Here is a 26,030-nt window from a genome sequence, read left to right as displayed (position 1 = left end):
TAATAAAATCTAACTCAAAAGCTTTGCGTGGGGCTAGATTACATCATGCCGCCCATGCCACCCATTCCGCCCATAGCGCCCATGTCTGGAGCACCACCAGCGTTTTCTTCTGGTTTGTCAGCCACTACAGCTTCAGTGGTAAGAACCATCGCTGCTACAGACGCTGCATTTTGAAGTGCGGAACGAGTTACTTTAGCTGGGTCTACGATTCCAGATTCCATCATGTTGACCCATTCTCCGGTACGAGCATTGAAGCCGATTCCGAGGTCTTCTTTTTTCAGACGCTCAACAACAACGGATCCTTCAAGACCGGCGTTGTGGGAGATTTGACGTACTGGCTCTTCCAATGCACGTTTGATGATGGAGACACCCGTTTTTTCGTCACCCACTTCAAAAGAGGATTCTAGCTCTTCTACAGCGCGGATTGCGTTGACGAGGGCAGTACCTCCACCAGAAACGATTCCTTCTTCTACAGCGGCACGAGTTGCGTTGAGAGCATCTTCAATGCGAAGTTTTTTCTCTTTTAACTCGGTTTCAGTAGCTGCACCAACTTTAATAACCGCTACACCACCAGCTAGTTTAGCTAGGCGCTCTTGTAATTTTTCTTTGTCAAACTCGGAAGTGGTTTCTTCGAGTTGTTGACGAATTTGGTTCACACGACCGCTGATTTCAGCTGGCTCACCATAACCATCTACAACAATGGTGTTTTCTTTGTTAACACGGATTTGACGTGCACGACCTAAGGACTCAAGTCCAGTGGTTTTGAGGTCAAGACCTAGTTCTTCAGTGATCACTTGACCACCAGTCAAGGTTGCAATGTCGCCGAGCATCGCTTTACGACGGTCACCAAATCCAGGAGCTTTTACAGCCACTGCGGTGAAGGTTCCACGCAATTTGTTGACAACGAGAGTAGCAAGAGCTTCTCCTTCAACATCTTCAGCGATGATCAATAAAGATTTACCTTGTTGAACTACTTTTTCAAGAACTGGAAGGATTTCTTGGATGTTTCCGATTTTCTTATCGGTGATTAAGATATATGGCTCATCCAAAACAGCTTCCATTTTATCAGTATCAGTGATCATGTATGGGGAGATGTACCCACGATCAAATTGCATACCTTCTACAACTTCAAGCTCAGTGTTAAATCCTTTGGATTCTTCAACGGTGATGACGCCGTCTTTACCCACTTTTTCCATTGCTTCTGCGATCAGTTGACCGATTTCTTCATCGTCAGCAGAAACAGCAGCTACTTGGGAGATGGAGTCTTTACCTTCGATTGGTTTTGCAATGGTTTTGATTTCTTCTACAGCAGCTACTACAGCTTTTTCAATTCCTTTGCGAACAACCATTGGATTTGCACCAGCGGTTACGTTTTTCAAACCTTCACGAATAATTGCTTGTGCTAAAACGGTTGCTGTAGTGGTTCCGTCACCAGCTACATCGTTGGTTTTGGTTGCTACTTCTTTCACCAATTGTGCACCCATATTTTCAAATGCATCTTCGAGTTCGATTTCTTTTGCGATGGTTACTCCATCATTGGTGATCAATGGAGAGCCAAATTTTCTTTCCAATACCACATTACGACCTTTAGGTCCTAGGGTTACTTTTACTGCGTCTGCAAGAGCATCTACACCACGTAGCATTGCACGACGAGCGTCTTCACTGAATTTAATGTCTTTCGCCATGATTCGTGATTCCCCTTTCTTATGTAGGGTTTATTTTACATTTGTAAAACAAACAGTCAATCGTATTATCCGATAACAGCTAGAATGTCGCTTTCACGAAGAATCAAATATTCTTTACCTTCGTATTTCACTTCAGTACCTGCGTATTTGGAGAAAATGACACGATCGCCTTCTTTCACTTCAAGAGCAATGCGATCTCCATCGTCTAAATGACCAGAGCCAACAGCTACAACCCGACCTTCTTGTGGCTTTTCTTTTGCGGTTTCTGGAAGAACGATTCCGCTTGCTGTTTTTTCCTCTTTTTCAATAGCTTCCAAAACGACACGATCTCCTAATGGTTTGATCATGATGAGACCCTCCTTTGTGAGGTGGATGTTTTCTTATTAGCACTCGACGTCAACGAGTGCTAACACCAATTATTATATTATTCATCTCTGTTTCATTTTGCAAGACCTTCGACAAAAAAATTGCACATTCTTTGTCTATTGGATCATTTTTTTGGAATCGCTTCCAATTATCTGCCCTATTTTATCAGTATTCACACAAGTCCTACTCTAGGACAAAAGATATTGTGAGACAGTGGTGTCAATTTATAATAAGTTAAGGTACAAGCTCGTGGAGGACGAAAATCGAGCTCTGATACACAAACATATAGGTAAATATTGCCTCATCGACACTACTGACTCGTCTTGAGCAAAACAGCCAGCTTAAATCACTAAGAAGTCAGGTATAAGTGGGGAGATGTTTCTCTGGTGAGCGACTTTTGCGTATACGCTATGAGAGCGAGACAGAGAAACATCTCCCCGGCGGGATCTGAATCCATATGTCATATAACAGTAAATAGATCCTCCAGAGGAAAACCCTGCACCTGTGATGCAAGGTTTTAGTTTTCATCCTCTAGCTGATTCATTTGATTTCTTTTCTCCATCCGATGATACAGCCATGTAGAAAGCCAGATACTCACTTCATAGAGTAAGATCAACGGAATGGCTACCAAAATATTTGAGACAAAGTCTGGGGGGGAGATCACAGCTGCGATGATCACCATCAACAGATATGCATATCTTCTCGCTTTGATCAAATAGATCGGCTTTAAGATACCCAAGCTAGTTAAAAACAGTACGACCACGGGCAATTCAAAAAACAACGCGATCGGAAAGACAATATTAAGAAGAAATCCAAAAGCTTGATAAACCCCATACACTTCCACGATTCCCATTTGCTCGTTGATCGAGGTCATAAATTGAATCAGAAATGGAAAAACAGCAAAATAACCAAAGCTCAGTCCACAAATAAATAGGAGCACTGAAGCTGGGATATATAAGAGAGTCGCTTTTTGCTCTTTCGGATGAAGTCCTGGACGGACAAATTGCCAAATATGATAAAGGATTACAGGTGAAGTAATCACAAATGCAATGATAAAAGAGATTTGCATGTACACTTTAATCGAATCACTTGGACTAAACGCATTAATCGCTAGATCAGAAAAAGTCGTTTCCCGAATCCAGTGAAAGATGTCCATCGCAAAAATAAATCCAACGATTAATGTTACAAAAAAAGTAAACACCATCCAAACGATTCGACGGCGCAACTCACCTAAATGCTCTGAAAAAGATTGTTCACGTTGCTCCATAAATCTTATCCCCTTCCCACACCGATCACCAAGCGGGTGAGATTGATTTCAGTTTAAGCTTTTTTATAGATCTTGATCATCCAATTCTATCTCTTCATCTGTTGGAAAGTTCTTTAAAAAATAGATTAATGTTTGTAATTCGATCGTCAAATCGATGTTATGAATTCTTACCTGCTCTGGTGCAGTTAAACGGGCAGGTGTAAAATTTAAAATTCCTCGAATCCCGGATTGAACGAGGAAATCTGCTGTTGATTGTGCCACATTGACGGGGACAGTGAGAATAGCGACTTCTACATGGTGTAGTTGAATCACATCTTTCAACCGCTCCATAGAATAAACTGGAATCCCGTCAATATCCGAACCTACTTTGCTGTAATCTTGATCAAAACCAGCTACAATCTTCGTGTTATGACTTCGATAAAAATTATATCTAAGTAGTGCGGTTCCTAAGTTACCGACCCCAATCAAAACGACGCTGGTCACTTCGTCTTGTTTTAAATAATCCCGTAAAAATTGAAGTAAATAAGTCACATTATACCCATATCCTTTTTTGCCTAGTTCACCCAAATAGGAGAAATCACGGCGAATGGTAGCGGGGTCTATTTGTAAAGCATCACTTAACCCAGCGGAGGAAACACGTGTTTTTCCAATCGCATGAAGTTTTTCTAAGTATCGATAATATAAAGGTAAACGTTTTGCAGTTACTTGCGGAATTTTATGCTCACTCATACGGCACCTCCAAACATCTGATTTTTATATTACGATTCCTTGTGAGATTCCGCACATGAACTATTTGTATGTCAAATATACCATAACCTTTAGTCGTTTTCCTTCATCGACCCTGATCGTACCTATACTCAAATGTTCCCAGTATGATTGTATATCAGGATCGATGAACTGTGCGTAAAACATTTGTTGACGTTATGACAAAATGCATTGGCTGATCATGTCGCTCAGGGTAGACATCCGAGACAACTTGTTCGGGAAAAGCAACACCTACACGAATCGGGGTACTTGAAGTGGGTGAAAAAAAGCGGTCGTAATAGCCACCACCATATCCTAAGCGATACCCTTGTAAGTCAAAGGCAACTCCAGGAACAAGCACCAAATCGATCTCTGTAGGAGGCACGACTTTTGTAGAATCATCCAAAGGTTCCATAATGCCGTAAGAGCCCGGTTGTAGATCACTCATCTGTTTGACTTGGATACACTTCATCGTACGATCAGCAGGATTGACCTTTGGCAGTAAAACTTGTTTTCCTTGTGCCCACGCATCCTCCATCACCCCACGTAGATCAACTTCATTCCGAAAAGCCATATAACACAATATAGTTTGGGATTGCTGGTAGAAAGATTGTTGAATGATTCTTTCTGATATTTTCGTAGAATGTTCTTGAACTCGCTTTGGGGAAAATTGAGTTCGCTTTTCCAACATCTTTTTTCGAAGATTCTTTTTTTGCTCAGACAGATCTATCACATCCTTGTTAAGAAGGTTCAACACTTCAAATGGATTTGCCCTCCTCTGATCTCTCATATACACTGAATTTATAAGGTTGCGGACTATTTAATGAGGTGGAATTATGCTACTACAGACAAAAAATATTGATAAAACTTTTGGTGGAACCGTTGTTTTAGAACAGATTGATATACAAATCAAAAATAATGAACGAGTAGGCTTAATCGGTGTGAATGGAGCAGGAAAATCAACCTTATTAAAAATTATTACTGGGGAGATCTCAGCAGATGCGGGAGAAATCCTTCTAGCTAAAAAAGCTCAAGTTGGCTATCTTGCACAACACACAGGTCTCGACTCATCATTGACGATCTGGGAGGAGTTACTTCATGTTTTTGATGAACTCCGACAAATGGAAGAGGACCTACGCAATCTAGAGAAACAAATTGGAGAGGAACAAGTTTATTCTAATCCTATATTGTATCAAAAAACACTAGATAAATATGCATCTCTCCAGGAATCCTTTGAAGAACAAGGGGGCTATGCATATGAAGCAAAAATTCGTGGTGCTTTACATGGACTCGGATTAGGCGAACTCGATTGGTCAAGAACGTTGATTTCAACACTGAGTGGCGGACAAAAAACGCGGGTTGCTCTTGCCAAAATTTTATTGGAAGAGCCTGACCTTCTCATTTTAGACGAACCTACCAACTATCTTGATATGAATGCGATTGCTTGGTTGGAACAAACACTCGTTTCCTATCAGGGTTCCCTTTTACTCGTTTCACATGATCGTTACTTTTTAGATCGACTCGTCACTGTCATTTATGAGTTAGAACGTCATCGAGCGACTCGTTATGTAGGTAATTACTCTCAATACACCAAGCAAAAGCAAGAAAGAATCGCTTTTCAGCAGAAAGTTTATGAACAACAACAAGTAGAAATCAAGAAAGCCGAAGAGTTTGTGCAAAAAAATATTGTACGTGCTTCCACCACCAAACGAGCCCAAAGCCGTCGAAAAGCTTTGGAAAAAATGGAGCGAATCGAGTCACCCATCACTAAGCAAAAAGAAGCAGCCATCCGTTTTGATATCTCTGTGACGAGTGGTCGACACATCTTAGATGCAAAAAATATATCGATTGGCTATGAACCAACTTCACCACTCATCTCTCATCTTTCCTTTCAGCTTGAACGAGGTGAACGAATTGCTCTATTAGGTCCCAATGGGATGGGGAAATCGACCCTACTTAAAACGATCGCAGGAAAGTTAACTCCTTTATCTGGTGACTTGAAATGGGGAACCAATGTTCAATTAGATTATTATGATCAAGAGCAAAAAGAACTAGATTTAGAAAAAGAAGTGATCGATGAGCTTTGGGATGACTATCCACACCTAGACCAAACCACCATCCGTTCTGTCCTCGGGCAATTTTTATTTAGTGGTGAGGATGTATTTAAAAAGGTGGACGATCTCAGCGGAGGCGAAAAAGCCCGTCTCTCTCTATCAAAAAGACTTTTAAATCAGGCAAACTTTTTACTTATGGACGAACCAACCAACCATTTAGATTTGCAAAGTAAAGAACGTTTAGAGCAAGCTCTTGAAGAATATCCAGGCACTCTCCTTTTCGTCTCCCATGACCGTTACTTTATCAATCGTCTAGCTACACGAATTTGGGAGCTAACACCTGAAGAAATTGGCGATTACCCAGGAAACTATGAAAGATATTTAGAGAAGAAAGCTTTAGAAAAATTGGAAGAGACAACCTCTGCGTCCAACCAATCAACTGCTTCTGAAGCGGCTATTCATCGACAGCGTGAGAAAGAAGAACAGCGACGTCTCAAACAAAAACAACAAAAAATAGAGCAAATCGAACGAGAGATTGAACAAATTGAAGAAAGAGTCTCGACCATCCATGATCTACTCTGTCAACCAGAACTATTTCAGGACCCCTTAAAAAGTACAGAATTACAAAAAGAATTGCAAGAACTAGAGTCGGATTTAGCTTCTAAAACAGAGGAATGGGCAGAAATTGCTGACTGATTTCACAACAAAACTGATCAGACAATAACTGCCTAACTCGCAGCGGATCTTCACCTTCCATGAGTCGATCTTTTAAAAAAGCAAGGTGAAGATCCGCTTCACCCTGCTTTTTTATAGACGTTTGAAGCTTTAAAATAGATGTAAAGAATAATTGGGATCTGCATTAAGGCTTAAGTCTGCAAATTGACCTGCTAAAAAGCGATAAGTACCCGCAGCAGCAATCATTCCCGCATTATCTGTACATAGTTCAAGAGGAGGAATATGCAATTCAATTTGCTCATCGTGACATCGTTCTGACAACCGTGCTCGTAAACCACTATTTGCGGAAACTCCACCAGCGATTAGTAATTGGTTTACACCCGTCTGACGTACAGCTCGAATCGACTTTTCTACTAGAACATCCAAAACAGCCTCCTGAAAGCTAGCTGCCAAATTAGCCACCTGAATTTCTTCATTTCTCTGTGAGGCATTGTGAACGAGATTCATGACAGCTGACTTGAGTCCACTAAAGCTGAAGTCAAGTGAATCAGACTCTAACCATGCTCTTGGTAACTCATAACTAGGTGATCCTTGAGCTGCCCATCGATCAATTTCAGGGCCACCTGGATATGGAAGATGTAAAAGGCGTGCTACCTTATCAAACGCCTCGCCTGCCGCGTCATCTCTTGTTTTACCTAGTTTTTCAAAATGATTGTGCTCTTTCATATAGATGAGTTCGGTGTGACCCCCTGAGACAACCAATGCCACTAATGGGAATTGCAAAGGTTTTATTAAATGATTGGCATAAATATGCCCCGCAATATGGTGAACCCCTACTAAAGGGATTCCTGTCGCATAGGAGAGAGCTTTGGCTGCTGAGACACCTATTAATAGCGCCCCTACTAATCCTGGTCCTTGAGTTACTGCAATCGAATCGATGTCGCGAAGTTGAACATCGGCATCCTCCAACGCCTTCTGAATAATTAAGGTGATCCGTTCCACATGACGGCGTGAAGCAACCTCTGGAACTACACCACCAAATTTACGATGAACATCCATTTGTGAGGAGATTACATTGGATAATAATTTGGTTCCCTCTTGAACCACTGCCACCGAGGTTTCATCACAACTGGTTTCAATTCCCAATACAAGCGTTTCTTTCCGTTTCATCATCATATGTCACCCACATAATTATGGCATCTTCATGGTTATCTGTGTAATAACCACGTCGAATTCCTGATCTCTTAAAACCTAATTTTTGATACAGCGACTGCGCAATATGGTTTGATACACGTACTTCCAGTGTCATTTTTGCAGCACCTAACACTTGGGTGAAGCTAATCACATAACGGAGTAAAGCTTCTCCCAAGCCTCGCCCCCGATAATCGGGATGAAGCGCAATATTAGTGATATGAGCCTCATCAAGAATCAGCCAACATCCACAATAACCTACTACTTTGCCATCAACAATTAAAACGGTATAGCGAGCAAATGGATTCCGGTCGAGTTCATCATAAAAAGCTTGCCGAGGCCACGGTGTTGGAAATGAGAGTGCTTCCAGTTCCTCGATCTGTGGAAGATCAGTCACCTCCATCGGACGAAAAGAGAATTCGTCTTCTGTTGGCTTAATCATCTCTGTTTTCCCCGCTTCTCTGCTTTTTTAACCAATTCGTTTCTGCTTGTGTCATTTGTAGATAGTTAGGCGTAAAGTCAGCTTGCTCTGCTGGTTGGTGATGTTTCCACTTTTGCAAAGCCAAAAATCCAAGCTGGCTTGGCCGAGGGATTTGTTCCGCAGGAGTCGCAAATCGGGCTTGTTCGCCTAAAACTTCTTGGATCGATTCAGTAAACTTGCTTACATCATCCCCTAAAAACAATACAGGCTGGTTCAGCTCTTTAATCATCGGTAGATAGGTGTCTAATTCGATTACCTGTTGAGGGATCATTTCTTTCATCTGCTCACCCTCGCGTTGATAAGTTCCCGAATAGACGCGCTGACGACGAGCATCAAACAAAGGAACAACGACCCCTTCAAACCAATAACCATTCATCGCTAACACCGTTAAACTCGATTCACTATAGAGGGGTAATTGGCGCGCCCACGCCATCGTTTTAGCTGTAGTTACCCCAATCCGAATCCCGGTATAAGATCCTGGGCCTGAAGTCACCGCTAAAGCGCCTAGATCATCGAGAGTGAGATCTAAATCGGTAAGTAGTTGGGAAAGCGCCGGCATCAATCGCACAGAATGATTTTTATGTAAATTTGTTGTTACTTCGCCAAGTACTCGTGACGTTTCACCATCTATCACCGCAAGCCCCATGACTAGGGTTGAAGTATCCATGGCGAGTATCTTCATCTTGATTGCAACTCCTTACATAGCTGTTCCACCCTGATCAGATTACTTTTTAATTGAATCTGTCGCTTTCCATCAGACTGTACAGTTAATCTTAACCAAATCGTTTGCTCAGGTAATAGTGTTTCCACTTGAGAAGCCCATTCTACAAGACAAATGCCTTGACCATAGAAATAATCTTCTAATCCTAATTCATCTGTCTCTGGATCTAAACGGTACACATCCATATGATAAAACGGGATTCGACCATTATATTCTTTAATAATGGTAAATGTAGGACTATCTACCTTATCACTCACTTCTAATCCTTCAGCCAAGCCTTGAGCAAAGGTTGTTTTTCCCGCACCCAAATCACCTTCTAGCGCTAAGACATCACCGGCTTGGAGGAAGAGAGCCATCTGCTTCGCTAATTGCTTTGTTTCAAGCTCATCATTCGTGATAAATAAACAAGTGGTTTCTGTCATTTTGATCACCTATGAGATCTGTCTTTGTTCTAGTTATTTTATACCAAAATCACTTCAGACTTCTATCTGCTTTCTACTTTTCTTTATTCACTTCAAACAAGCCCAATCCTAGTGTAACACGGTTCTTCTTCATCATCCTCCTAAGAATAAAAATCATAAAAAATGGATTACAGCAGTTTGCTGTAATCCATTTCTCGATTTGGAGCGGGTGAAGGGAATCGAACCCTCGCAAACGGCTTGGAAGGCCGATGTTCTACCACTGAACTACACCCGCATAGAAGTATAAGATTTTCTCACTCGGGATGGTCGGGGTGACAGGATTTGAACCTGCGACCTCCTCGTCCCGAACGAGGCGCTCTACCAAGCTAAGCCACACCCCGGGAATCTGGTTGGTGCGGTCGGCGAGACTCGAACTCGCACGGTCGTACGACCACTACCCCCTCAAGATAGCGTGTCTGCCAGTTCCACCACGACCGCATGGAAAACGAGAAAACTAATTGGTGCGGGTGGAGGGACTTGAACCCCCACGCCTGAGGCGCTAGAACCTAAATCTAGTGCGTCTGCCAATTCCGCCACACCCGCATGTAACTATATACTGGTGAGCCATGAAGGACTCGAACCTTCGACCCTCTGATTAAAAGTCAGATGCTCTACCAACTGAGCTAATGGCTCGTAAAATGGATGGCTGGGGAGGTAGGGATCGAACCTACGCATGACGGAGTCAAAGTCCGTTGCCTTACCGCTTGGCTACTCCCCAAAGTGGGGCGATCGATGGGAATCGAACCCACGAGTGCCGGAGCCACAATCCGGTGCGTTAACCACTTCGCCACGACCGCCATAATCCATATGAAAAAATTGGCGGAGCTGACGGGATTCGAACCCGCGATCTCCTGCGTGACAGGCAGGCATGTTAGGCCTCTACACCACAGCTCCGCATATAAATTGATACTGGTGGACGCTGACGGGATCGAACCGCCGACCCTCTGCTTGTAAGGCAGATGCTCTCCCAGCTGAGCTAAGCGTCCAAAAATGGTGACCCGTAGGGGATTCGAACCCCTGCATGCCAGCGTGAAAGGCTGGTGTGTTAAACCGCTTCACCAACGGGCCGATCGAGACAATTGTGGCGGAGAGAGAGGGATTCGAACCCTCGCGGGGCATAGACCCCCTAACGGTTTAGCAAACCGTCCTCTTCGGCCTCTTGAGTATCTCTCCACTGGCTCCTCAAGTAGGACTCGAACCTACAACCTACCGGTTAACAGCCGGGCGCTCTACCATTGAGCTATTGAGGAAAAATATTAGCGACAAATGTTATTATAATCGATTTGATATTTAAAAGCAAGTACTTATTTTATCCTTTATTTCCAGAGTCACTTTTCGTATCAGCGACAATTAATAATTTACCATGATATATATGTTGAGTCAATACTTTTTTACTCACTCCTTCAATTTTTCTTAAAATAAATCTTTGTTTTCATCCATACATGACTACTAAAAAATAAAACCTCCAGCAACGAATGCTAGAGGCGATCGATTAGTCATCACTACCCAAGATATAGAGGAGATTTTTAAAGATGATAATAAAGTCAAGGTATAGCATCAAAGCACCGAAGATCGCGATTTTGTCTACCATTTCTTCATCCATCGCTTCTGCTGCCATAACTTTAATTTTTTGAATGTCAAATGCAGTAATGATACAGAACAATACCACAATCGCATAAGAGATGATTAGACTCATCAGACCACTTTTCAAGAAGAAAATGTTCACGATCGATGCTAGAATGAGACCAAAGACTAACATGAGTGCAACGGAACCAATACCAGATAGATTACGTTTGGTCACATATCCGAAAACTGCACTAACTCCAAACATTCCAGCTGCGATAAAGAAAGCAGCAAAGATCGTTCCTAAATCAAAAAAGGTAAGAACTAAAGTCATTGTCACACCGTTCAAAGCTGCATAAAGGAAAAAGCCAAAGGTTGCAGCAAAGACAGACAAACGATTAAACAGGAAGGAAAGTCCAAAGACGACCACCAACTGGGCAATCACAATGCCCCAAAAGAATACGGAATTCTTAGCTAAAAAATAAACAACATTTTCATTTAGACTTAATCCCCAAGCAATCACTGCGGTCATAACTAGACCTGCAAACATCCAACCAAAAACCTTTGGGAATAAGCCTTCATTTGATCGAACAAATGAACCTGAAGGAGCTCCAAAACGTGGATCCAATGATTTTCCCTCCAATATAAAAAGATTTAAAATTAGTATATTATCTATGAAAAGGAAGTTCAAGCCAAATCATCTTCATCCTAGGTTAAAGTTTGATTGACTCCATAATCCCTCTTCATTCTATGCCAAAGATTCCCTATTATTATGAGAGCCCTCAGAATAATAGAAGAATGTATGACTAGTCTTTCAATCAAGCTTAGAATTTATAAGTGTTCACTTTATGAGTTTCCACACTCATGTAAATATTATACTATTGCTTTAATTATCCCACAAGTGGTAACCCAACACACGTTCGCCTTTATAATCAGTCCCACTGACTACCATTCATTGCTTGCAAGTTATGACTTTTTAGGTGTAATATCGATGTTTCCTAGTTGCTCCATGACACGGATTAACGATTGAGTTCCATCCTCATTTCCACCTAAGGCTTGCACTGACCGAAGTAGTTGTTGAACGGTAGCTGTTCCTAATAAAGGAAGATCCAATCTTTCTGCTTCTTGTAAAACGATTCGTAGATCTTTTTGTTGGAATTTCACTGAAAAACCCGGGTCAAGATCACCCTTTACTACCCGAGGTCCATAGTTGGCAAGCGCCCAAGAACCTCCTGCCCCCTGAGTCGTCACTTGCAACATCTTTTCTAGATCCACTCCTGCCTTTTTAGCAAAAGCAAGTGCTTCCACCATCCCTAACAAATTTAAACCACATAAGATTTGATTACATGCTTTGACGGTTTGACCTGCACCAACTGGGCCACAATGAATGATTGATTTGCCCATCGTTTCTAAAATCGGTCGGACTCGTTCCAGAACCTCAGCTTTTCCTCCCACCATGATGGATAACGTTGCATTTTGTGCACCTATATCTCCACCTGTAACTGGAGCATCCATCAATTCCACTCCAAATTGGGAAGCTCTCTCCGCAATTTCACGGGTAGCATCTGGAGAGATGGTACTCATATCTAGAATCACAGAGCCTGATTTTGCGCCAGCCAACAGACCTTGCTCGCCCTCAATCACTTCACGAACGTCAGGAGTATCTCCAACAATGGTGATCATAATATCACTCTGCTCAGCCACTTCTTTGGGGGAATTTGCAGCTACTGCTCCCCAATGAGTTGCTTCTTCTACTTTGGAAGCTGTACGATTCCATACAGTGACAGAATAACCAGCTTCAACAATATGTTTAGCCATGGATCGTCCCATGATGCCTAACCCAATAAAACCGATTCGTTCTTTTTCCATCTTCTTTGTCCACACTTTCGTCTATTTTTATCTAATCTTTTAGCTTAACAGCTGGCGAAGGCTACAAATTACAGACTGCCAGATCTTTGGATCCGAAGAAATCTTATCCCGGAAAGCTTGATACATCTCCTTCTGTTTCTCTTTAAATTGTGGATCTTCTTGATTAGGGAGTTCACTCTGCATTTGATCAACCAATAATTGAACTTCAACAGCTCGGGGCCCCCAAACTGCTTGCTCCACTCCTTGATCATCGATAAAAATAAATTTAGGAATGGAACGTGATTTTCCATTGGTTAAGTATTGATCCATCAACTCCAAGTTTTCATCACGATGAAGGAATCTCAGGTCAAAGTGGGCGACTTCAGCCATTCGTTTAAGAATAGGAACACAAAGCATTGCATCCCCACACCAGTCGGCAGTTAAAATGATCACACGCCATTGCTTCGATTGATAGGATTGTAAAAAGTTTTGGTCATCTTCAGAAAGATGAATCCGCTCGTCAATCGATAACATCTCCTCTCGATTGACTGTCATCTGATCTACATACTCTTGATAGGTGAGTCCTTTCGAAAACCATTCAAGTAAAGTCATGGTTCATCTCCCTCTGTTTTCTTGATCAATCAATGATTTCCACTTCCATCATCACCATCAATCTTAACATGACACAGACACGCCTGATGTCACATAGAATAAATTAACTCATTGTGAGGAGGAATCGAGGATGCCTAGATGGCTGGTCAAACAACTCATGAGAGCCTTCAACGACAAAGACCGCCGACAGATTAAATTCTTAAACCAATGTTGGTTCCACTTTCGGCAAAAAGAACGTTCATAACACGACCATGGAGGTGTCCTTCTGAGACTCATCTGTCTATGGATATGATCCCAATTACATGCTCTCATGTCATTCTATTTCAAAGGTCGGATCTATTCCAGAGGACATCCCTCCATCGTCGATCAAACACAACCACAAGTGCTATTGATCTTCTTGAGGGATAACGGGAACCATGCTAAGCCCTACTCGCTCTCGATCTATATCAACATTGACCACCCAAACATCCACAATATCACCAACAGTCACAATATCCATTGGATTCTTGACAAACTTCTCACTCATTTTTGAAATGTGTACCAAACCGTCATTTTTCAAGCCGATATCAACAAACGCACCAAAATCAACCACATTCCGAACCGTTCCTTGCAACTGCATTCCCACTTTTAAATCTTCAATCTTTAATACATCGGAGCGAAGTAATGGGGCTTGCAACTCCTCACGAGGATCACGACCTGGGCGAAGCAATGCCTCAATCATATCCCGTAAGGTGGGAACTCCACATTGTAATTGTTCTGCCGTGCGTTCCACATCTAATTGTTGCAAACGTTGATTCGTTTCTGGTGTTCCAATCTGATCCACCTCTACTTGTAATAGGCTAAATAACTGCTCTGCAACAGGGTAAGATTCTGGGTGGATGGGCGTTTTATCTAGAGCGTTGTTCCCATCATTGATTCGTAAAAAGCCAATACATTGTTCAAATGTTTTAGCACCTAAACGAGGAACTTCTTTCAACTCTTCACGCTTTTGAAATCTGCCAATCTCTTCCCGTTTTTTTACAATATTTTTAGCTACAGACGCACTGATTCCGGATACATATTGCAACAGGGATGAGGAAGCCGTATTCACATTTACTCCCACATAGTTAACTGCTGACTCCACGACTGTATTTAAGCTCTCACTCAGTCGTTTTTGTGATACATCATGTTGATACTGCCCCACTCCAACAGACTTTGGATCGATCTTGACTAATTCCGCAAGTGGATCTTGTAAGCGTCGTGCAATCGAAATAGCGCTTCGTCTGGCAGCGTCTAGATCTGGAAACTCTTCTTTAGCTATTTTAGAAGCTGAATAGACGCTTGCTCCTGCCTCATTCACGATGATATAGTAAACCTTTCTTGACACTTCTTTAATGACATCTGCGATAAATGCTTCGGTTTCTCTTGAAGCAGTTCCATTACCAATCGCAATGATTTCAATCGGATACTGATCTAGTAACTGTTTGACAATCTGTTTGGATTCTTCCACTTTACTGACTGGTGGAGTTGGATAGATCACTTCAATATGCAGCATTTTTCCTGTCTCATCTACCACTCCTAGTTTACATCCCGTCCGATAAGCCGGGTCTACCCCTAACACCATTTTCCCTTGAATCGGAGGTTGGAGTAATAAATGGCGCAAGTTCTCAGAAAAAATATGGATCGCTTGTTCCTCTGCATTTTCTGTCATGGTCGCATGAATTTCACGTTCAATCGAAGGGGCGATTAATCGTTTATAGCTGTCTTGGACCACTTTTTCCAGATAAGAATGGATCGGCTGATTAGGAAACCATGCAGTTAAACGTTGATAAATCGGTTCTTCATCTACAGTGATCTTGATTTTGAGAAACTCTTCTCTCTCTCCACGGTTGACAGCAAGGATCCGGTGAGAGGGCATTTTATGTACAGGTTCTGTATAGTCGTAATACATTTCGTAAACAGAACGCTCTTCAGGGTCTTTAGCTTTGGAAACGAACATCCCTTGCTTCCAGGTATATTCCCTAATCCACTTACGAATGTCAGCATCCTCGGATAACTCCTCAGCCAAAATATCCATGGCTCCTTGCAAAGCCGTTTCTTCATTTTCTATTCCTAATTCTGGATTAATGAAAGAAGACGCTTCTTGTTGGATCGCTTCTACATCTGTTTTTTCAAGTAGGATTCGTGCCAATGGTTCCAAACCTTTTTCTTTTGCAACAGAAGCTCTCGTCTTCCGTTTTGGACGATATGGAAGATACAAATCTTCAAGTTCTTGCAATTTATTAGAGGCTTCAATTTTAAGTTTTAATTCATCGGTTAACTTTCCTTGTTCATCAATCTTTCTGATGATTTCTTCTTTACGTTGATTGAGCTGGGTTAAATAGTGAAAACGTTCGTCAATCGCGCGTAACTGCTCTTCATCCAGTTCCCCAGTACGCTCTTTTCGATATCTTGCGATAAATGGAATCGTGTTCCCCTCTTCAATCAACTCAATACTTGTTTGGACCTGTCCCACTTTAAGGGATAGTTCCTCAGCAATCATTTTGTACATTACCAGTGAATCCATGTATCTATCACCTGCATTTGATATATTTGTCCAGAACTCTTACTTTTCTTCAACCGTGTCAATTCGTTAAAAGTTTGGAATCGCTCAAGTAATGATTACTCCCGATTCTATAGCACGGGAGCTCGATATTTACTTTCCTTTAAAAACACTCAATCCCTGTTACATTTTACGCTTAAAACATCATACAAAAACCATTTTAACTTTTTTTGCTTCTTAACGGTACAAAAAAAGTGCACCCTTTCTGAATCAGGTACACTTTAGCTGATCACCTCAGATGGTTCCATCCGGATGGCTTGTCGAAGTTTTTGGAGGGCTCGTCTTTGGATTCGTGAAACATGCATCTGGGAGATTCCCAATTGTTCACCTGCTTGCTTTTGACTAAGATTCTCAAAGTAGGTGAGCTGAAGGATCTCTTTTTCTCTTTGATTCAACACATGAAACACTTTTTCTAGTAACAATTTTTTATCAATCTTTTCAAATCCTGCATCTTCTGTACCCACCAGGTCAAGTAAAGTTACTTGACTCCCATCATTGCTTGCTTCAATGGGACTATCGACTGAGACTGCGTGGTAACTCCGTCCCATCTCCATCGTTTCTAAAACCTCTTCCATACTAACACCCAGATAATTAGCAATCTCTTTCACTTGTGGGGATCGTTGCAATTGGGTGGTCAATTCTTCAACAGCGTGCTTAATCCGCGGACCCAGTTCTTTAATTCGTCTAGGGACGTGAACACTCCAAGTTTTATCTCGAATATGACGCTTAATCTCCCCAATAATGGTAGGAACCGCAAATCCTTCAAAGCTTCGTCCAAAGTTACTATCATATCGTTTAAAAGATGCAATTAGACCAATCATTCCTACTTGAACCAGATCTTCATGCGGTTCTGAGCCCCGTGCAAACTTAAACGCAAGTGTCTCTACTAAATCTTTAAAGTGATTCACCAAGAGTGCTTGCGCTTCTTTATCCCCATCCTCCTGATACTTTTGAATCCAGGCAAGCACTTGGTCATCGGTTGGTTGGGTAGGATGTGGGCGACTCGACATGTGACTCCACCACGTCCTTTCGGATAAACTTGGTCATCGTTACGATCACACCGTTATCACCTTTAATGTCTACTTGATCCATCAATGTTCTCATCAGATATAACCCTAGCCCACGTTCGCGCAGAGCATTCATGGTTGGTTCGATACTAATCGGACCAGTTCTTGATTCTACTTCGCTAACATCAAAACTGTGACCATGATCGACGACTTTAATTTCCAAGCGGTTTTCAAAGATATTGCAACTCAACACAATTTCCCCATCCCCACCACAATAGGCGTGGTCTACCGCATTGGTACACGCTTCAGCGACAGCTAACTTAAGGTCTTCTATATCGTCATATGAGAAACCCATGCGATTGGCAATACCCGAGACCGCTAACCGAGCAATTCCTACATAATCAGGCTTGGCAGGAATGGTTAAATTCACCAAATCTATAGGTTGGTTACTCATGATTTGCCATCCTCCTACGTTGTTTCTTCAATCTCAATAATCTCATGTAAGCCCGTGATTTTAAATAGCCTTAAAAGTCGTCCATTCATACCAACAAGCACCAATTTGCCAGCAGTGGCTCGCTGTGCTTTATAAGCTCCAATCAAAACCCCTAGTCCAGTACTATCAATGTACTCAACACCAGCTAAGTCAAGGGTGACTGTCGTTCCTTTTTCACAAAGGGGAAGAAGTCGCTCTCTCAATTGCGGGGCTGTATACACATCTATTTCCCCTTGGACATAAATGATTGGACCTTTATTAGGATCTATTTTTTCTTGAATAGAGATATTCATTCCACTTCGACCTCCAATCTAGATCTACCTTTATTTCTAATTTTTCATTCTACCCGTTTGATGATCAGAATGGTCTGGTCGTCTTTAATCTGATAGTTAGTCATCTCAAATAACTTATGATGGATTTGTTCAACTGCCTCCTGAGCAGGTAACGGTAAAGCTTCACGGATCAGCTCTTTCAAAGTATCTCGTTGTAAAAAGTCACCGTCTACTTTACACTCTGTCACACCATCTGAAAATAAAATAATCGCATCCCCAGGTTGACACTCTATTGTATATTCTGGATAATCCACATCACGTGATACTCCTAGAACAAGCCCTTGTGTTTTCATATCCTCAAAATGATCTTCCTGAGCTTTGTAGATAATGCCTGGTTCATGCCCCGCTGTCGCATAGCGAAAATGGTGATTCAACGAATCATATACCCCATAGACCATTGTAATAAACATACTAGGATCCACGTTACGCTCGACTACGGTATTCAGCCCCCGTAACGTTTCTGAAGGGGATAGTGGTTGATCATCTAATCGATCCATCGCATATTTGATCATGGACATACAAAGAGCTGCAGGAATCCCTTTGCCAATGATATCAGCAATCGCAATTCCTAATGATCCAATTCCATGATCAACAAAATTATAGTAATCACCACTCATTCGTTTGGCAGCCACACTAATAATACCCATATCTACCCCTTCTAAAGGTGGCGGACTGGGCGGGAGCAGAGTTTGTTGCATTCCCACAGCAACCTCGATCTCATACTCAAGTTCACGCTGTCTGTTTACCAGTTTTTCTGTTTCTTGATAAGCCATCCCATAACCAATCATCACTTCAATCAACAAATCAAATGAATCTTTTAATTGAGGCGGAAGACCGGGAATTAATTTCTTAATTGTAGAAATATGGAAATTAACTAGTTCTTCTGGTGGAACTCGTTGTTCCATAATCCATTTTCTTAACTGTTGTGCACTGTAAAGATGATCTTCAGTAGGATTTTTAATATATGAGGTTAACAGCCTCTCGTATTGTTTTTGTAAATAGATATCCATAGAAAAGTCCCCTTGAGCCAGGAGTTAAAAGTATACCCAAATTCTTCAGAAACAAATTTATAACAGTCCTGTACCATTCACGTTCTTCAAGTAAATTCAACGATAAACCAAACTGATCTAGTGGTTGAGTTCTGCTTATACGACATTCTCTAAATGTTATAACATAAATCTGAATCATATAAACTCATTACATATGACGACTTTAAAAATCTACTTGTTTTTAAAATATCATATCTTGAAAGAGATTAGGAGTAGCTAACTGCTATTAAATAACTCCATATAACCAAATACAGTAACAAATCACCTAAAATCCGTTGAAACCCATCTCAAATGTTTTGCTAAGTGTGGACAAAACAAAATAGGAGAACGGACTTCAAATTTCCGTTCTCCTACTAAAAATCAATCATTCCTAAGCTAATTTGCAAAGCTTCATTGACCCTACACATCATCTCATCATCCAGGTGAGTAATTTTATCAGTTAGACGTTGCTTGTCAATTGTTCGAATCTGTTCTAACAAGATGACGGAATCCCGGTCGAACCCATAAGCTTTAGCGTCAATTTCAACATGAGTAGGCAATTTGGCCTTTTGGATTTGTGCAGTAATCGCGGCGACAATCACGGTGGGGCTAAACCGATTGCCAATATCGTTTTGAATGATCAAAACAGGACGAACCCCACCCTGTTCGGATCCGACCACTGGGGATAGATCTGCGAAATAGACATCGCCACGTTTAACAATCAAATCGGTTACACCCCGCTAACCAATCGATCCAATGTATCTTCAGCCTCTTCTTCTGCCACGAATGCTTCAGACGCCATATTGAGGTTAATCCGAGCCATTTCCATATAACCTCGTTGCATCATCTCACGAATCATTCGCTTTTTACGCTCTTGAAGATACATCTTCATCGCTTGACGAATAAACTCACTTCGATTGGAGTTATCCCTTTGCACCATACCATCTACTTCTTGAAGTAAATTTTTTGGTAGGCTAATCATAATTCTTTTGGTACCGGACAACTGACGCACCCCCAACCAATCATCACCGTTAACGATTCCCATTTAATACTACCATTATGTCGAACCTGATGCAAAAATATACTTAGAATAAGTACCAGGTAGAACGAAAACAAGACATAGTTAAATGTATTCGTTCTTATCGGCAAAATTCCTCCTACCTTTTTTTAAAAAGAAGGATGTTTTTTTAGATTTTTAACAGATATTACGTTAAACGCAACCGGTTATAAATCTCTACAGCTTGACCTTTTTTATAGTAGATCCTTGGAATCCGGTGGCTTAGCAAAGAAGTAATCTCATAGTTGATTGTATTCAATTCTTCTGCAACTTCATCGACAGTTATTTGATTATTACCTTGTTTTCCATATAGCACAACTTCATCACCGATCTTCACAGGCATCGCTTTGGAAACATCTAACATCACTTGATCCATACAGACTCGACCAATCATAGGGACTTTTACACCATTCACCAGTGCATGACCACGATTAGACCGTTGGCGACTCAAACCATCCGCATATCCTACTGGAAGGGTCGCAATCCACTCATCGCCATGAGCCTTATATGTTTTCCCATAGCTAACTCCCCAACCGGCTGGCAACTGTTTTAGATGAACAATTTTCGTTTTAAAGGTTAAAGCCGGTTTAAGCTGTACTTTTCGATGGTCAACATCCTTTGAAGGATAGTAACCATAAAGACTAATACCAAGCCGAATCATATCATACACATGATCAGGTAAGTCAATCGCCGCTGCACTATTGGTAGAATGAACCACAGGAATTTTAATCCCTAGCTTTTCTAATCCTCTCGTTACAACAGCAAACTGCTCTTCTTGATAGTAGGTATAATTCTTATCTACCTCATCAGCTGTAGCAAAGTGCGTAAACAAGCCTTCTACAATCACATGTGGAGACTTTAATGCTGTGGTAATAAATGAAATAGCATCCTTAGGTTGCAACCCAATCCGACCCATCCCAGTGTCCACTTTCACATGGATCATCGCTTTCTTTTGCAAACGAGCAGCCGTAGCCTCTATTTCATTTAATACATCATTTGAAAAAACAGTTAAATGAAGATGGTGATGGATCGCATCAGCGATGGCATGTGTTGGAGTATATCCCAAAACTAGAATGGGAGCTTCTATACCTGCACGGCGCAATTCGATCCCTTCATCTACTAGAGCCACACCTAGATAAGTAGCACCAGCCTCCAAGGCCTCACGCGCAACAGGGATCGCTCCATGACCATATGCATCGGCTTTCACAACCGCCATGATTCGCTTTCCTTTGGGTAAATGTTGAATAAATTGTTTTACGTTATGAGCGACTGCATCTAAATCTATTTCAATTACGGTATCTCTGCCATATCCCTTACTTTGATTTTTTTCCACGTTTTATCACTTCCAAGCGGTTATTGAGTTCGCCAAGAAAGTTATCACTCACAAGTAGAGGGGTCCTTTTCTTACGAACACGATAAAAATAGGGTAGGTCAAAATCGCGTTCCATATCCGTCAAAGGAATCGATTTTTCTCTATTCCAGATTCGCACCACCAGATGATCCTGATAAAGCTTATAGTGGGGTCGACCAATGAAGCGAAATAATGCAGGTGCGATGAAGATCGAGAGCACCGCAATAGCAATAGCCCCTGCAATAAAAGGCGGGGAACGAAATTCAAAAAATATAAACAAAAAACCTAACCCTAGGAGAAATAAACTGGTATCAAAGATACGCATACTCCAGTTTTTTCGAACTAAAAGGACATTATAACTTGAACGCTCCTCAATAATCGGCTTTTCCATGAATATCTCATCCTAACTGTTGCTATTGTCCAAATGCTAAACTGTATTATACCAAAATCCAATGAAAAGATGAGCAAAAAAATGGACAGATCAATCGAACTGTCCACCTATCCATACTATTTGATCGGCTGGTTAAAAACAGAATTCGCTATTAAAACCATTTCTTCAAGAGGCAAATTGCCTAATAACTCAAAATCAGTTCCATTATAGGTCCAAGAAAGTTTTTTTCGTTGATCTACTTCCATTAAAACACCGATCGATTCTTCCAACTCCACAGGCTTTCCCAATAGCGGCAAACTAGCAGCAATCACTTGGGGACTCTTTTGCGTCAAAGTAAAAGGTTGCTTTCCTTTAAATCTCATAATCACAACAGGTCCATCAGGACTATCAATCGTTTGTTCACCCATTAACTGACTTCCTTGTGGCAAATATCTTGGTGTAACAGCTGATATTGTTTGTTTTTCTTCTGGTTTCTTTTGAAATTGTGGCAAGCTACTTAAGTTACGTTGCATATCAAAAGCATCTTTATCAAAGGAGGCTCCCGCTTTAAACTGATCAAAGTTCATTTGAATCATAACTTCATTATTCGCATTTAGAACATCTACTTTTTTCGGGTAAAGCTCCTGGTCCAACCAAATTTTCTGCCGTTGCAAACTTTGATTGATTGAGTACTTAGCTGCCACTTCAAACTGATAATCTTTTTCCCCTGCTTGAAACTTCCGACTTTGATCATCCACAATACTGTTCATGATCGTTTGATACAGATAAACTTGTCCGCTAGTTTCTGGCCAATCACTTTGAAAACGAAAACTTTTCTTTAAGTGTGGGGTTAGTACATAAACTCCTGTTTCATTTTTTAACAAAATTTGTGTGATATCTTTCTTGATATTTTTTAATTCAACTCGATAAAAATGAGGTTGTTTGTACCAAACTTCCACTTCATACTCCAAAGGTTCTTGCCCTGTTTGAATGGTCATCATTCCATGACTGATATACGATTCAAGCTCCTCAGAGCGCTTGGATAAGTCATTCACTACTTGTTGAGCATCTTTGACCCCACACCCACTGACAACTATCGCTAGGATTATCCATACCATCCAAGCTTTTTGTCGCATATTGAATCTCCCCTTCGTCAATTTCCCGGGAAATTTGTCAGCTAGGTTGGACAGATCTTGTCATCACTTGTTGAATCGCCGGTCCTATAGAGAGTAGTAGATCCTTTGCTGCTATACTATGAGCTTCACCAGAAGCCCATTCGGCCGCTTTTCCATGAAGATAAACCCCCATAGGAACTGCCTGATCTGCAGGAATTCGCTGTGCTAATAATGAACCGATCATTCCAGTTAGCATATCTCCAGAGCCTGCTTTTGCGAGAGATGGACTCCCTGTTACATTTAGCAATTAATTGCCGTTAGGAAAAGCAATAATTGTATAGCGACCTTTTAACACAACAATCGCTCCTATTTTTTTCGTCAGCTCCATAGTTGCTTGAGGTCGAGCTGATTCAAAGGATGAAATGGTTGTTTGTAACAAACGTGCACATTCTCCGGGGTGTGGAGTACATACCGTTACAAGGTAACGGGAGCGAACCGAATGAAACAAAGGATGGTCAGCCAAAATATTTAAGGCATCTGCATCGAGGAGTAAAGGGACATGCACTTGTTGAAATAGTTCACCTAACCACTTTTCTTCCCCATCGAACCTCCCTAGTTAATCTCTCCTCGTTCCCCACTAACCATAGATCTACGATCCATCCCTGAAAATGTAGATAGCGTGTAGCACCCCAACCATCGCCTCCATTATTGCCTGTTCCTAACAAAACAACGACTCGCTTCGGTTCTGGAAAACGCTTCATCACAGCTTCTGCAACTGCTTTCCCGGCATGATCCATCAATATCATCCCAGGCACACCCATTTGTTCAATCGTATATTGGTCGCATTGGCGCATTTCGTGGGCTGTGACTAAATACAAGAATGTCCCTCCTAACTGCGTTATATATGTATGTCCACAAAGAATCGCTTATGCAAACTTATCAATCTGTTCAATCACTGCCATCGCTAATGCTACTTGTTCACTATGAGAAATGGAGACATGAATTTGTACCACTTTGTTATGATATAAACGTTCAAGTGCTTTTTCGGATAGCTTTCCATGGGGGGCTCCTTTTTCAGTCACCCAGATATCAATATCTTGAAAAGAAAGGAATTTCCCAATCCCTGTCCCACATGCCTTAGAAATTGCTTCTTTGGCTGCAAATCGTCCAGCCACATATTCCAAGCGGCGCTTTTCGCTTTGTGGTAGGCTTTCCATCTCAGATTCAGTTAAAATTCGTTTAGCTAAGCGATCGATCCCTTTCTCTCTGATCCGACCTAGCTCGATAATATCTGATCCAACTCCAATAATCATTTTAATATCTCCCCTATTTATAGATGATTTCATGCCAACTGCTTATGTCGGTAGTGACGATGAGACATTGATCCCCTATAATAATTATCATTCTCAATATCTTCAAATGAACTTTATAACATGTCATAGCTCTTTAAAAACTATTTTCTTCAATAATTAGATGGAGGTTCAACAAATATGGAATCAGGAAAAATACTCCTTACTTTAGGTTTTGCTTTATTAGGTGGTACAGTTGGACATTTTCTAAAAATCCCTGCTGGTGTCATGATTGGCTCTATGGCTGGAGTAGCGGTTGCTAATATTGGTGGAATCCCATTAGAAAAGTTCCCTAATTGGACATTTTTTATCTTACAAGTCATCTTAGGAGCAAGCTTAGGCATACAGATTAACCGAAGTACTGTAATGGAGATCAAATCAGCTTGGGCACCCTCACTCCTGATCGCAGTCATGACCATCGTATTTGCCATTGGAGTAGGCTGGATGATTGGCAAGGTTACTGGCTGGAACGGAATGACTAGCTTTTTTGCAGCCGCACCAGGAGGAGCCACCGATATGGTTCTACTTGCACATGGCACAGATGCAGATATTCCAAAGGTTTTAGCCCTACACATGGTTCGCCTTGCCACCGTCATCTTGTCAATTCCGATCATTTTAAAGTTTTTTGCTCGTTAAATCGGGTATATCTCTTTGGCAGGATTTTAACATCTTTTTGTCTATTCCCTTCTTCTAATGGAAAAATGGTATAGTAAAGTAGTAGATCTCAGATTGGAGGAAGATCCTATGTACGTCGTCAATAACCGAATTGACATTGCTTCTCCGGAACAACTCACTGTCTTAAAAGAGAGATTTGGCAACTCCAAGAACTCCATGAAGCAAGTCCCTGGCTTTATCTCCTTCCGACTTTTAGAAGCGGAAGATGGTTCCCATCTAGTTGCTGAAACCACATTTCAAGAGAAGCAAAACTTTCTTGACTGGCTCCAAAGTGAACATTTCAAACACGCTCATGGCGGAAAAAGTGGGGAAGAAAGCAGACCCAATGCAAACGTTTCCAGCTACTTTGTCGCTGTTCAATCTTAGTGGCTATTCTCCACGGGGGAGCTTTTTATATGAAGCTCTCCTATGGGAGAATTGATCATAAACTTCTCTACATTTTAAAAAAACATAAAAGGAGTTGAACTTCATGGATGTGAAAATCGCTCTATTTATTCACGTCGTTTGTGTCGCTACCTGGTTTGGTGGTACCGCATTCATGGCTATGTATCTACGTGATTCTATTCGTTCTAACAGCTTGGAAACCATGTCTTACTCCCTAGGTAAAGCACAGCGCTGGAACCTTATGATGATGATTCCAACTGCAGTACTCGTTCTGGCTACTGGGATCTACATGCTAATGCAATTTGCGAGTAAAGATCAACTATGGATTGTTGTTAAAGAACGTTTTGGAAGCTTAGTCATTGTACTATTCATTGTACTTATCGCTTTCTATGGTAAAAAACTTCTTAAAAAAGTACAAGCAAGTGGCATCGATCTATCCAAAGCTCAAGCACATGTTAAACGTTACATCCTCATCCACAATATTTCTCTTTTGTTCATGATTGTACTTATTTTCTTTGTAACTGTAAAAATCGCTTAAAGAAGCGTATCGTCGTGCAAACTTAATAAACTTATCTGGCAAGAATCTATGTTATTGTTCAAGTAGATGCTTGCCTTCTTTT

The 26,030-nt window shown here is 41.3% G+C and carries 29 protein-coding genes, 12 tRNA genes and 1 pseudogene; 5 read left to right on the top strand and 37 right to left on the bottom strand.

Features of this window, described 5'->3' with window-relative positions:
* Positions 1–38: 38 nt before the first annotated feature.
* The 5 genes from groL to EDD58_RS12490 all read right to left on the bottom strand — a co-directional run bounded on the left by groL (position 39) and on the right by EDD58_RS12490 (position 4,816).
* On the bottom strand, positions 39–1,685 hold the full coding sequence (gene groL / locus EDD58_RS12510) for a chaperonin GroEL (RefSeq protein WP_131926073.1): 1,647 nt from the start codon (positions 1,683–1,685) through the stop codon (positions 39–41).
* A 65-nt stretch (positions 1,686–1,750) separates the two neighbouring features.
* Entirely contained in the window at positions 1,751–2,032 is a 282-nt protein-coding gene (groES, locus tag EDD58_RS12505) for a co-chaperone GroES (protein ID WP_131926071.1), read from the bottom strand.
* A 536-nt stretch (positions 2,033–2,568) separates the two neighbouring features.
* The gene (gene tatC, locus EDD58_RS12500; protein ID WP_131926069.1) at positions 2,569–3,318 is read right to left on the bottom strand and encodes a twin-arginine translocase subunit TatC; all 750 of its coding nucleotides are present in this window, start codon (positions 3,316–3,318) and stop codon (positions 2,569–2,571) included.
* A gap of 63 nt (positions 3,319–3,381) precedes the next feature.
* Entirely contained in the window at positions 3,382–4,047 is a 666-nt protein-coding gene (locus tag EDD58_RS12495) for a redox-sensing transcriptional repressor Rex (protein ID WP_131926067.1), read from the bottom strand.
* A gap of 154 nt (positions 4,048–4,201) precedes the next feature.
* Positions 4,202–4,816 carry a 5-formyltetrahydrofolate cyclo-ligase gene (locus EDD58_RS12490; RefSeq protein ID WP_165875968.1) on the bottom strand — a complete coding sequence of 205 codons (615 nt, stop codon included), beginning with the start codon at positions 4,814–4,816 and terminating at the stop codon, positions 4,202–4,204.
* Between the two features lie 82 nt (positions 4,817–4,898).
* Between EDD58_RS12490 and EDD58_RS12485 the strand changes: the two genes are divergently transcribed.
* Positions 4,899–6,812, top strand: a complete 1,914-nt coding sequence (locus EDD58_RS12485) for an ABC-F family ATP-binding cassette domain-containing protein (RefSeq protein ID WP_341539276.1) — start codon at positions 4,899–4,901, stop codon at positions 6,810–6,812.
* Positions 6,813–6,941: 129 nt separating this feature from the next.
* On the opposite strand, the gene tsaD is transcribed toward EDD58_RS12485, so the two are convergent.
* From tsaD to EDD58_RS12390, 19 genes are all read right to left on the bottom strand, one after another.
* A complete protein-coding gene (gene tsaD, locus EDD58_RS12480; protein WP_131926061.1) occupies positions 6,942–7,961 on the bottom strand; it encodes a tRNA (adenosine(37)-N6)-threonylcarbamoyltransferase complex transferase subunit TsaD in 1,020 nt (339 codons plus the stop codon).
* Entirely contained in the window at positions 7,927–8,424 is a 498-nt protein-coding gene (rimI, locus tag EDD58_RS12475) for a ribosomal protein S18-alanine N-acetyltransferase (protein WP_131926059.1), read from the bottom strand. Before rimI ends, tsaD begins: the two co-directional genes overlap by 35 nt.
* Complete coding sequence (gene tsaB / locus EDD58_RS12470; RefSeq protein WP_131926057.1) at positions 8,417–9,145, bottom strand: tRNA (adenosine(37)-N6)-threonylcarbamoyltransferase complex dimerization subunit type 1 TsaB; 729 nt, start codon at positions 9,143–9,145, stop codon at positions 8,417–8,419. The genes rimI and tsaB overlap by 8 nt, the downstream gene beginning before the upstream one ends.
* Positions 9,142–9,606, bottom strand: a complete 465-nt coding sequence (gene tsaE, locus EDD58_RS12465; protein WP_131926055.1) for a tRNA (adenosine(37)-N6)-threonylcarbamoyltransferase complex ATPase subunit type 1 TsaE — start codon at positions 9,604–9,606, stop codon at positions 9,142–9,144. Before tsaE ends, tsaB begins: the two co-directional genes overlap by 4 nt.
* Before the next feature lie 200 nt (positions 9,607–9,806).
* Positions 9,807–9,880 (bottom strand) — tRNA-Gly (locus EDD58_RS12460).
* A gap of 29 nt (positions 9,881–9,909) precedes the next feature.
* A tRNA-Pro gene (locus EDD58_RS12455) sits at positions 9,910–9,986 on the bottom strand.
* A 10-nt stretch (positions 9,987–9,996) separates the two neighbouring features.
* Positions 9,997–10,083: transfer RNA gene (locus EDD58_RS12450), tRNA-Leu, on the bottom strand.
* 21 nt (positions 10,084–10,104) lie between these two features.
* Positions 10,105–10,188 (bottom strand) — tRNA-Leu (locus EDD58_RS12445).
* Between the two features lie 14 nt (positions 10,189–10,202).
* Positions 10,203–10,278: transfer RNA gene (locus tag EDD58_RS12440), tRNA-Lys, on the bottom strand.
* A 10-nt stretch (positions 10,279–10,288) separates the two neighbouring features.
* A tRNA-Gln gene (locus EDD58_RS12435) sits at positions 10,289–10,363 on the bottom strand.
* 3 nt (positions 10,364–10,366) lie between these two features.
* A tRNA-His gene (locus EDD58_RS12430) sits at positions 10,367–10,442 on the bottom strand.
* Positions 10,443–10,462: 20 nt separating this feature from the next.
* Positions 10,463–10,539: transfer RNA gene (locus EDD58_RS12425), tRNA-Asp, on the bottom strand.
* 16 nt (positions 10,540–10,555) lie between these two features.
* A tRNA-Val gene (locus tag EDD58_RS12420) sits at positions 10,556–10,631 on the bottom strand.
* 5 nt (positions 10,632–10,636) lie between these two features.
* Positions 10,637–10,713, bottom strand: a tRNA-Glu gene (locus tag EDD58_RS12415).
* 14 nt (positions 10,714–10,727) lie between these two features.
* Positions 10,728–10,818, bottom strand: a tRNA-Ser gene (locus EDD58_RS12410).
* 2 nt (positions 10,819–10,820) lie between these two features.
* Positions 10,821–10,895, bottom strand: a tRNA-Asn gene (locus tag EDD58_RS12405).
* 242 nt (positions 10,896–11,137) lie between these two features.
* On the bottom strand, positions 11,138–11,836 hold the full coding sequence (locus tag EDD58_RS12400) for a Bax inhibitor-1/YccA family protein (RefSeq protein ID WP_131926053.1): 699 nt from the start codon (positions 11,834–11,836) through the stop codon (positions 11,138–11,140).
* 338 nt (positions 11,837–12,174) lie between these two features.
* Positions 12,175–13,077 carry an NAD(P)-dependent oxidoreductase gene (locus tag EDD58_RS12395; RefSeq protein ID WP_131926051.1) on the bottom strand — a complete coding sequence of 301 codons (903 nt, stop codon included), beginning with the start codon at positions 13,075–13,077 and terminating at the stop codon, positions 12,175–12,177.
* Positions 13,078–13,116: 39 nt separating this feature from the next.
* Positions 13,117–13,668 carry a thioredoxin family protein gene (locus EDD58_RS12390; RefSeq protein ID WP_131926049.1) on the bottom strand — a complete coding sequence of 184 codons (552 nt, stop codon included), beginning with the start codon at positions 13,666–13,668 and terminating at the stop codon, positions 13,117–13,119.
* A gap of 130 nt (positions 13,669–13,798) precedes the next feature.
* On the opposite strand from EDD58_RS12390, the gene cmpA reads away from it, so the two are divergent.
* Positions 13,799–13,912 (top strand): cortex morphogenetic protein CmpA, encoded by a 114-nt coding sequence (gene cmpA, locus EDD58_RS12385; protein WP_131926047.1) that lies wholly within the window; start codon positions 13,799–13,801, stop codon positions 13,910–13,912.
* Between the two features lie 141 nt (positions 13,913–14,053).
* On the opposite strand, the gene EDD58_RS12380 is transcribed toward cmpA, so the two are convergent.
* The 13 genes and pseudogenes from EDD58_RS12380 to acpS all read right to left on the bottom strand — a co-directional run bounded on the left by EDD58_RS12380 (position 14,054) and on the right by acpS (position 24,315).
* Positions 14,054–16,213 (bottom strand): Tex family protein, encoded by a 2,160-nt coding sequence (locus EDD58_RS12380; protein ID WP_131926045.1) that lies wholly within the window; start codon positions 16,211–16,213, stop codon positions 14,054–14,056.
* A gap of 257 nt (positions 16,214–16,470) precedes the next feature.
* Positions 16,471–17,259, bottom strand: coding sequence for an RNA polymerase sigma factor SigB (gene sigB / locus EDD58_RS12375; protein ID WP_131926043.1), 789 nt, complete (start codon positions 17,257–17,259; stop codon positions 16,471–16,473).
* The gene (gene rsbW / locus EDD58_RS12370; protein ID WP_131926041.1) at positions 17,222–17,710 is read right to left on the bottom strand and encodes an anti-sigma B factor RsbW; all 489 of its coding nucleotides are present in this window, start codon (positions 17,708–17,710) and stop codon (positions 17,222–17,224) included. Before rsbW ends, sigB begins: the two co-directional genes overlap by 38 nt.
* 14 nt (positions 17,711–17,724) lie before the next feature.
* Positions 17,725–18,042, bottom strand: coding sequence for an STAS domain-containing protein (locus tag EDD58_RS12365; protein ID WP_131926039.1), 318 nt, complete (start codon positions 18,040–18,042; stop codon positions 17,725–17,727).
* 44 nt (positions 18,043–18,086) lie between these two features.
* Positions 18,087–19,091, bottom strand: coding sequence for a PP2C family protein-serine/threonine phosphatase (locus EDD58_RS12360; protein ID WP_131926037.1), 1,005 nt, complete (start codon positions 19,089–19,091; stop codon positions 18,087–18,089).
* Between the two features lie 392 nt (positions 19,092–19,483).
* The gene (locus EDD58_RS12355) at positions 19,484–19,834 is read right to left on the bottom strand and encodes a type II toxin-antitoxin system PemK/MazF family toxin (protein ID WP_131926035.1); all 351 of its coding nucleotides are present in this window, start codon (positions 19,832–19,834) and stop codon (positions 19,484–19,486) included.
* 5 nt (positions 19,835–19,839) lie between these two features.
* A complete protein-coding gene (locus EDD58_RS12350) occupies positions 19,840–20,154 on the bottom strand; it encodes a CopG family ribbon-helix-helix protein (protein WP_131926033.1) in 315 nt (104 codons plus the stop codon).
* 160 nt (positions 20,155–20,314) lie between these two features.
* On the bottom strand, positions 20,315–21,499 hold the full coding sequence (alr, locus tag EDD58_RS12345; RefSeq protein ID WP_131926031.1) for an alanine racemase: 1,185 nt from the start codon (positions 21,497–21,499) through the stop codon (positions 20,315–20,317).
* The gene (locus EDD58_RS12340; RefSeq protein ID WP_131926029.1) at positions 21,480–21,908 is read right to left on the bottom strand and encodes a hypothetical protein; all 429 of its coding nucleotides are present in this window, start codon (positions 21,906–21,908) and stop codon (positions 21,480–21,482) included. The genes alr and EDD58_RS12340 overlap by 20 nt, the downstream gene beginning before the upstream one ends.
* A 116-nt stretch (positions 21,909–22,024) precedes the next feature.
* The gene (locus tag EDD58_RS12335) at positions 22,025–23,005 is read right to left on the bottom strand and encodes a LolA family protein (RefSeq protein WP_131926027.1); all 981 of its coding nucleotides are present in this window, start codon (positions 23,003–23,005) and stop codon (positions 22,025–22,027) included.
* Positions 23,006–23,060: 55 nt separating this feature from the next.
* A pseudogene (locus EDD58_RS15175) lies at positions 23,061–23,567 on the bottom strand (ADP-dependent NAD(P)H-hydrate dehydratase).
* Between the two features lie 13 nt (positions 23,568–23,580).
* The gene (locus tag EDD58_RS12320) at positions 23,581–23,880 is read right to left on the bottom strand and encodes an NAD(P)H-hydrate epimerase (protein ID WP_131926021.1); all 300 of its coding nucleotides are present in this window, start codon (positions 23,878–23,880) and stop codon (positions 23,581–23,583) included.
* A gap of 48 nt (positions 23,881–23,928) precedes the next feature.
* Positions 23,929–24,315 (bottom strand): holo-ACP synthase, encoded by a 387-nt coding sequence (acpS, locus tag EDD58_RS12315; protein WP_131926019.1) that lies wholly within the window; start codon positions 24,313–24,315, stop codon positions 23,929–23,931.
* Positions 24,316–24,492: 177 nt separating this feature from the next.
* Between acpS and EDD58_RS12310 the strand changes: the two genes are divergently transcribed.
* The 3 genes from EDD58_RS12310 to EDD58_RS12300 all read left to right on the top strand — a co-directional run bounded on the left by EDD58_RS12310 (position 24,493) and on the right by EDD58_RS12300 (position 25,948).
* Positions 24,493–24,987 (top strand): AbrB family transcriptional regulator, encoded by a 495-nt coding sequence (locus EDD58_RS12310; RefSeq protein WP_131926017.1) that lies wholly within the window; start codon positions 24,493–24,495, stop codon positions 24,985–24,987.
* 57 nt (positions 24,988–25,044) lie between these two features.
* Positions 25,045–25,392 carry an antibiotic biosynthesis monooxygenase family protein gene (locus EDD58_RS12305; RefSeq protein ID WP_131926015.1) on the top strand — a complete coding sequence of 116 codons (348 nt, stop codon included), beginning with the start codon at positions 25,045–25,047 and terminating at the stop codon, positions 25,390–25,392.
* 103 nt (positions 25,393–25,495) lie between these two features.
* The gene (locus EDD58_RS12300; protein WP_131926013.1) at positions 25,496–25,948 is read left to right on the top strand and encodes a hypothetical protein; all 453 of its coding nucleotides are present in this window, start codon (positions 25,496–25,498) and stop codon (positions 25,946–25,948) included.
* Positions 25,949–26,030: the final 82 nt, after the last annotated feature.

The sequence above is a fragment of the Hazenella coriacea genome (assembly GCF_004341825.1).
Lineage (GTDB): Bacteria > Bacillota > Bacilli > Thermoactinomycetales > Thermoactinomycetaceae > Hazenella > Hazenella coriacea.
This window is presented reverse-complemented; position numbering and strand designations above follow the sequence as displayed.

What these genes read in the sequence shown, in the direction of transcription:
- groL (WP_131926073.1), bottom strand. Translation starts at nt 1,685, where the DNA reads ATGGCGAAAGACATTAAATTCAGTGAAGACGCTCGTCGTGCAATGCTA.
- groES (WP_131926071.1), bottom strand. Translation starts at nt 2,032, where the DNA reads ATGATCAAACCATTAGGAGATCGTGTCGTTTTGGAAGCTATTGAAAAA.
- tatC (WP_131926069.1), bottom strand. Translation starts at nt 3,318, where the DNA reads ATGGAGCAACGTGAACAATCTTTTTCAGAGCATTTAGGTGAGTTGCGC.
- EDD58_RS12495 (WP_131926067.1), bottom strand. Translation starts at nt 4,047, where the DNA reads ATGAGTGAGCATAAAATTCCGCAAGTAACTGCAAAACGTTTACCTTTA.
- EDD58_RS12485 (WP_341539276.1), top strand. Translation starts at nt 4,899, where the DNA reads ATGCTACTACAGACAAAAAATATTGATAAAACTTTTGGTGGAACCGTT.
- tsaD (WP_131926061.1), bottom strand. Translation starts at nt 7,961, where the DNA reads ATGAAACGGAAAGAAACGCTTGTATTGGGAATTGAAACCAGTTGTGAT.
- rimI (WP_131926059.1), bottom strand. Translation starts at nt 8,424, where the DNA reads ATGATTAAGCCAACAGAAGACGAATTCTCTTTTCGTCCGATGGAGGTG.
- tsaB (WP_131926057.1), bottom strand. Translation starts at nt 9,145, where the DNA reads ATGAAGATACTCGCCATGGATACTTCAACCCTAGTCATGGGGCTTGCG.
- tsaE (WP_131926055.1), bottom strand. Translation starts at nt 9,606, where the DNA reads ATGACAGAAACCACTTGTTTATTTATCACGAATGATGAGCTTGAAACA.
- EDD58_RS12395 (WP_131926051.1), bottom strand. Translation starts at nt 13,077, where the DNA reads ATGGAAAAAGAACGAATCGGTTTTATTGGGTTAGGCATCATGGGACGA.
- EDD58_RS12390 (WP_131926049.1), bottom strand. Translation starts at nt 13,668, where the DNA reads ATGACTTTACTTGAATGGTTTTCGAAAGGACTCACCTATCAAGAGTAT.
- cmpA (WP_131926047.1), top strand. Translation starts at nt 13,799, where the DNA reads ATGCCTAGATGGCTGGTCAAACAACTCATGAGAGCCTTCAACGACAAA.
- EDD58_RS12380 (WP_131926045.1), bottom strand. Translation starts at nt 16,213, where the DNA reads ATGGATTCACTGGTAATGTACAAAATGATTGCTGAGGAACTATCCCTT.
- sigB (WP_131926043.1), bottom strand. Translation starts at nt 17,259, where the DNA reads ATGTCGAGTCGCCCACATCCTACCCAACCAACCGATGACCAAGTGCTT.
- rsbW (WP_131926041.1), bottom strand. Translation starts at nt 17,710, where the DNA reads ATGAGTAACCAACCTATAGATTTGGTGAATTTAACCATTCCTGCCAAG.
- EDD58_RS12365 (WP_131926039.1), bottom strand. Translation starts at nt 18,042, where the DNA reads ATGAATATCTCTATTCAAGAAAAAATAGATCCTAATAAAGGTCCAATC.
- EDD58_RS12360 (WP_131926037.1), bottom strand. Translation starts at nt 19,091, where the DNA reads ATGGATATCTATTTACAAAAACAATACGAGAGGCTGTTAACCTCATAT.
- EDD58_RS12350 (WP_131926033.1), bottom strand. Translation starts at nt 20,154, where the DNA reads ATGGGAATCGTTAACGGTGATGATTGGTTGGGGGTGCGTCAGTTGTCC.
- EDD58_RS12340 (WP_131926029.1), bottom strand. Translation starts at nt 21,908, where the DNA reads ATGGAAAAGCCGATTATTGAGGAGCGTTCAAGTTATAATGTCCTTTTA.
- EDD58_RS12335 (WP_131926027.1), bottom strand. Translation starts at nt 23,005, where the DNA reads ATGGTATGGATAATCCTAGCGATAGTTGTCAGTGGGTGTGGGGTCAAA.
- acpS (WP_131926019.1), bottom strand. Translation starts at nt 24,315, where the DNA reads ATGATTATTGGAGTTGGATCAGATATTATCGAGCTAGGTCGGATCAGA.
- EDD58_RS12310 (WP_131926017.1), top strand. Translation starts at nt 24,493, where the DNA reads ATGGAATCAGGAAAAATACTCCTTACTTTAGGTTTTGCTTTATTAGGT.
- EDD58_RS12305 (WP_131926015.1), top strand. Translation starts at nt 25,045, where the DNA reads ATGGAAAAATGGTATAGTAAAGTAGTAGATCTCAGATTGGAGGAAGAT.
- EDD58_RS12300 (WP_131926013.1), top strand. Translation starts at nt 25,496, where the DNA reads ATGGATGTGAAAATCGCTCTATTTATTCACGTCGTTTGTGTCGCTACC.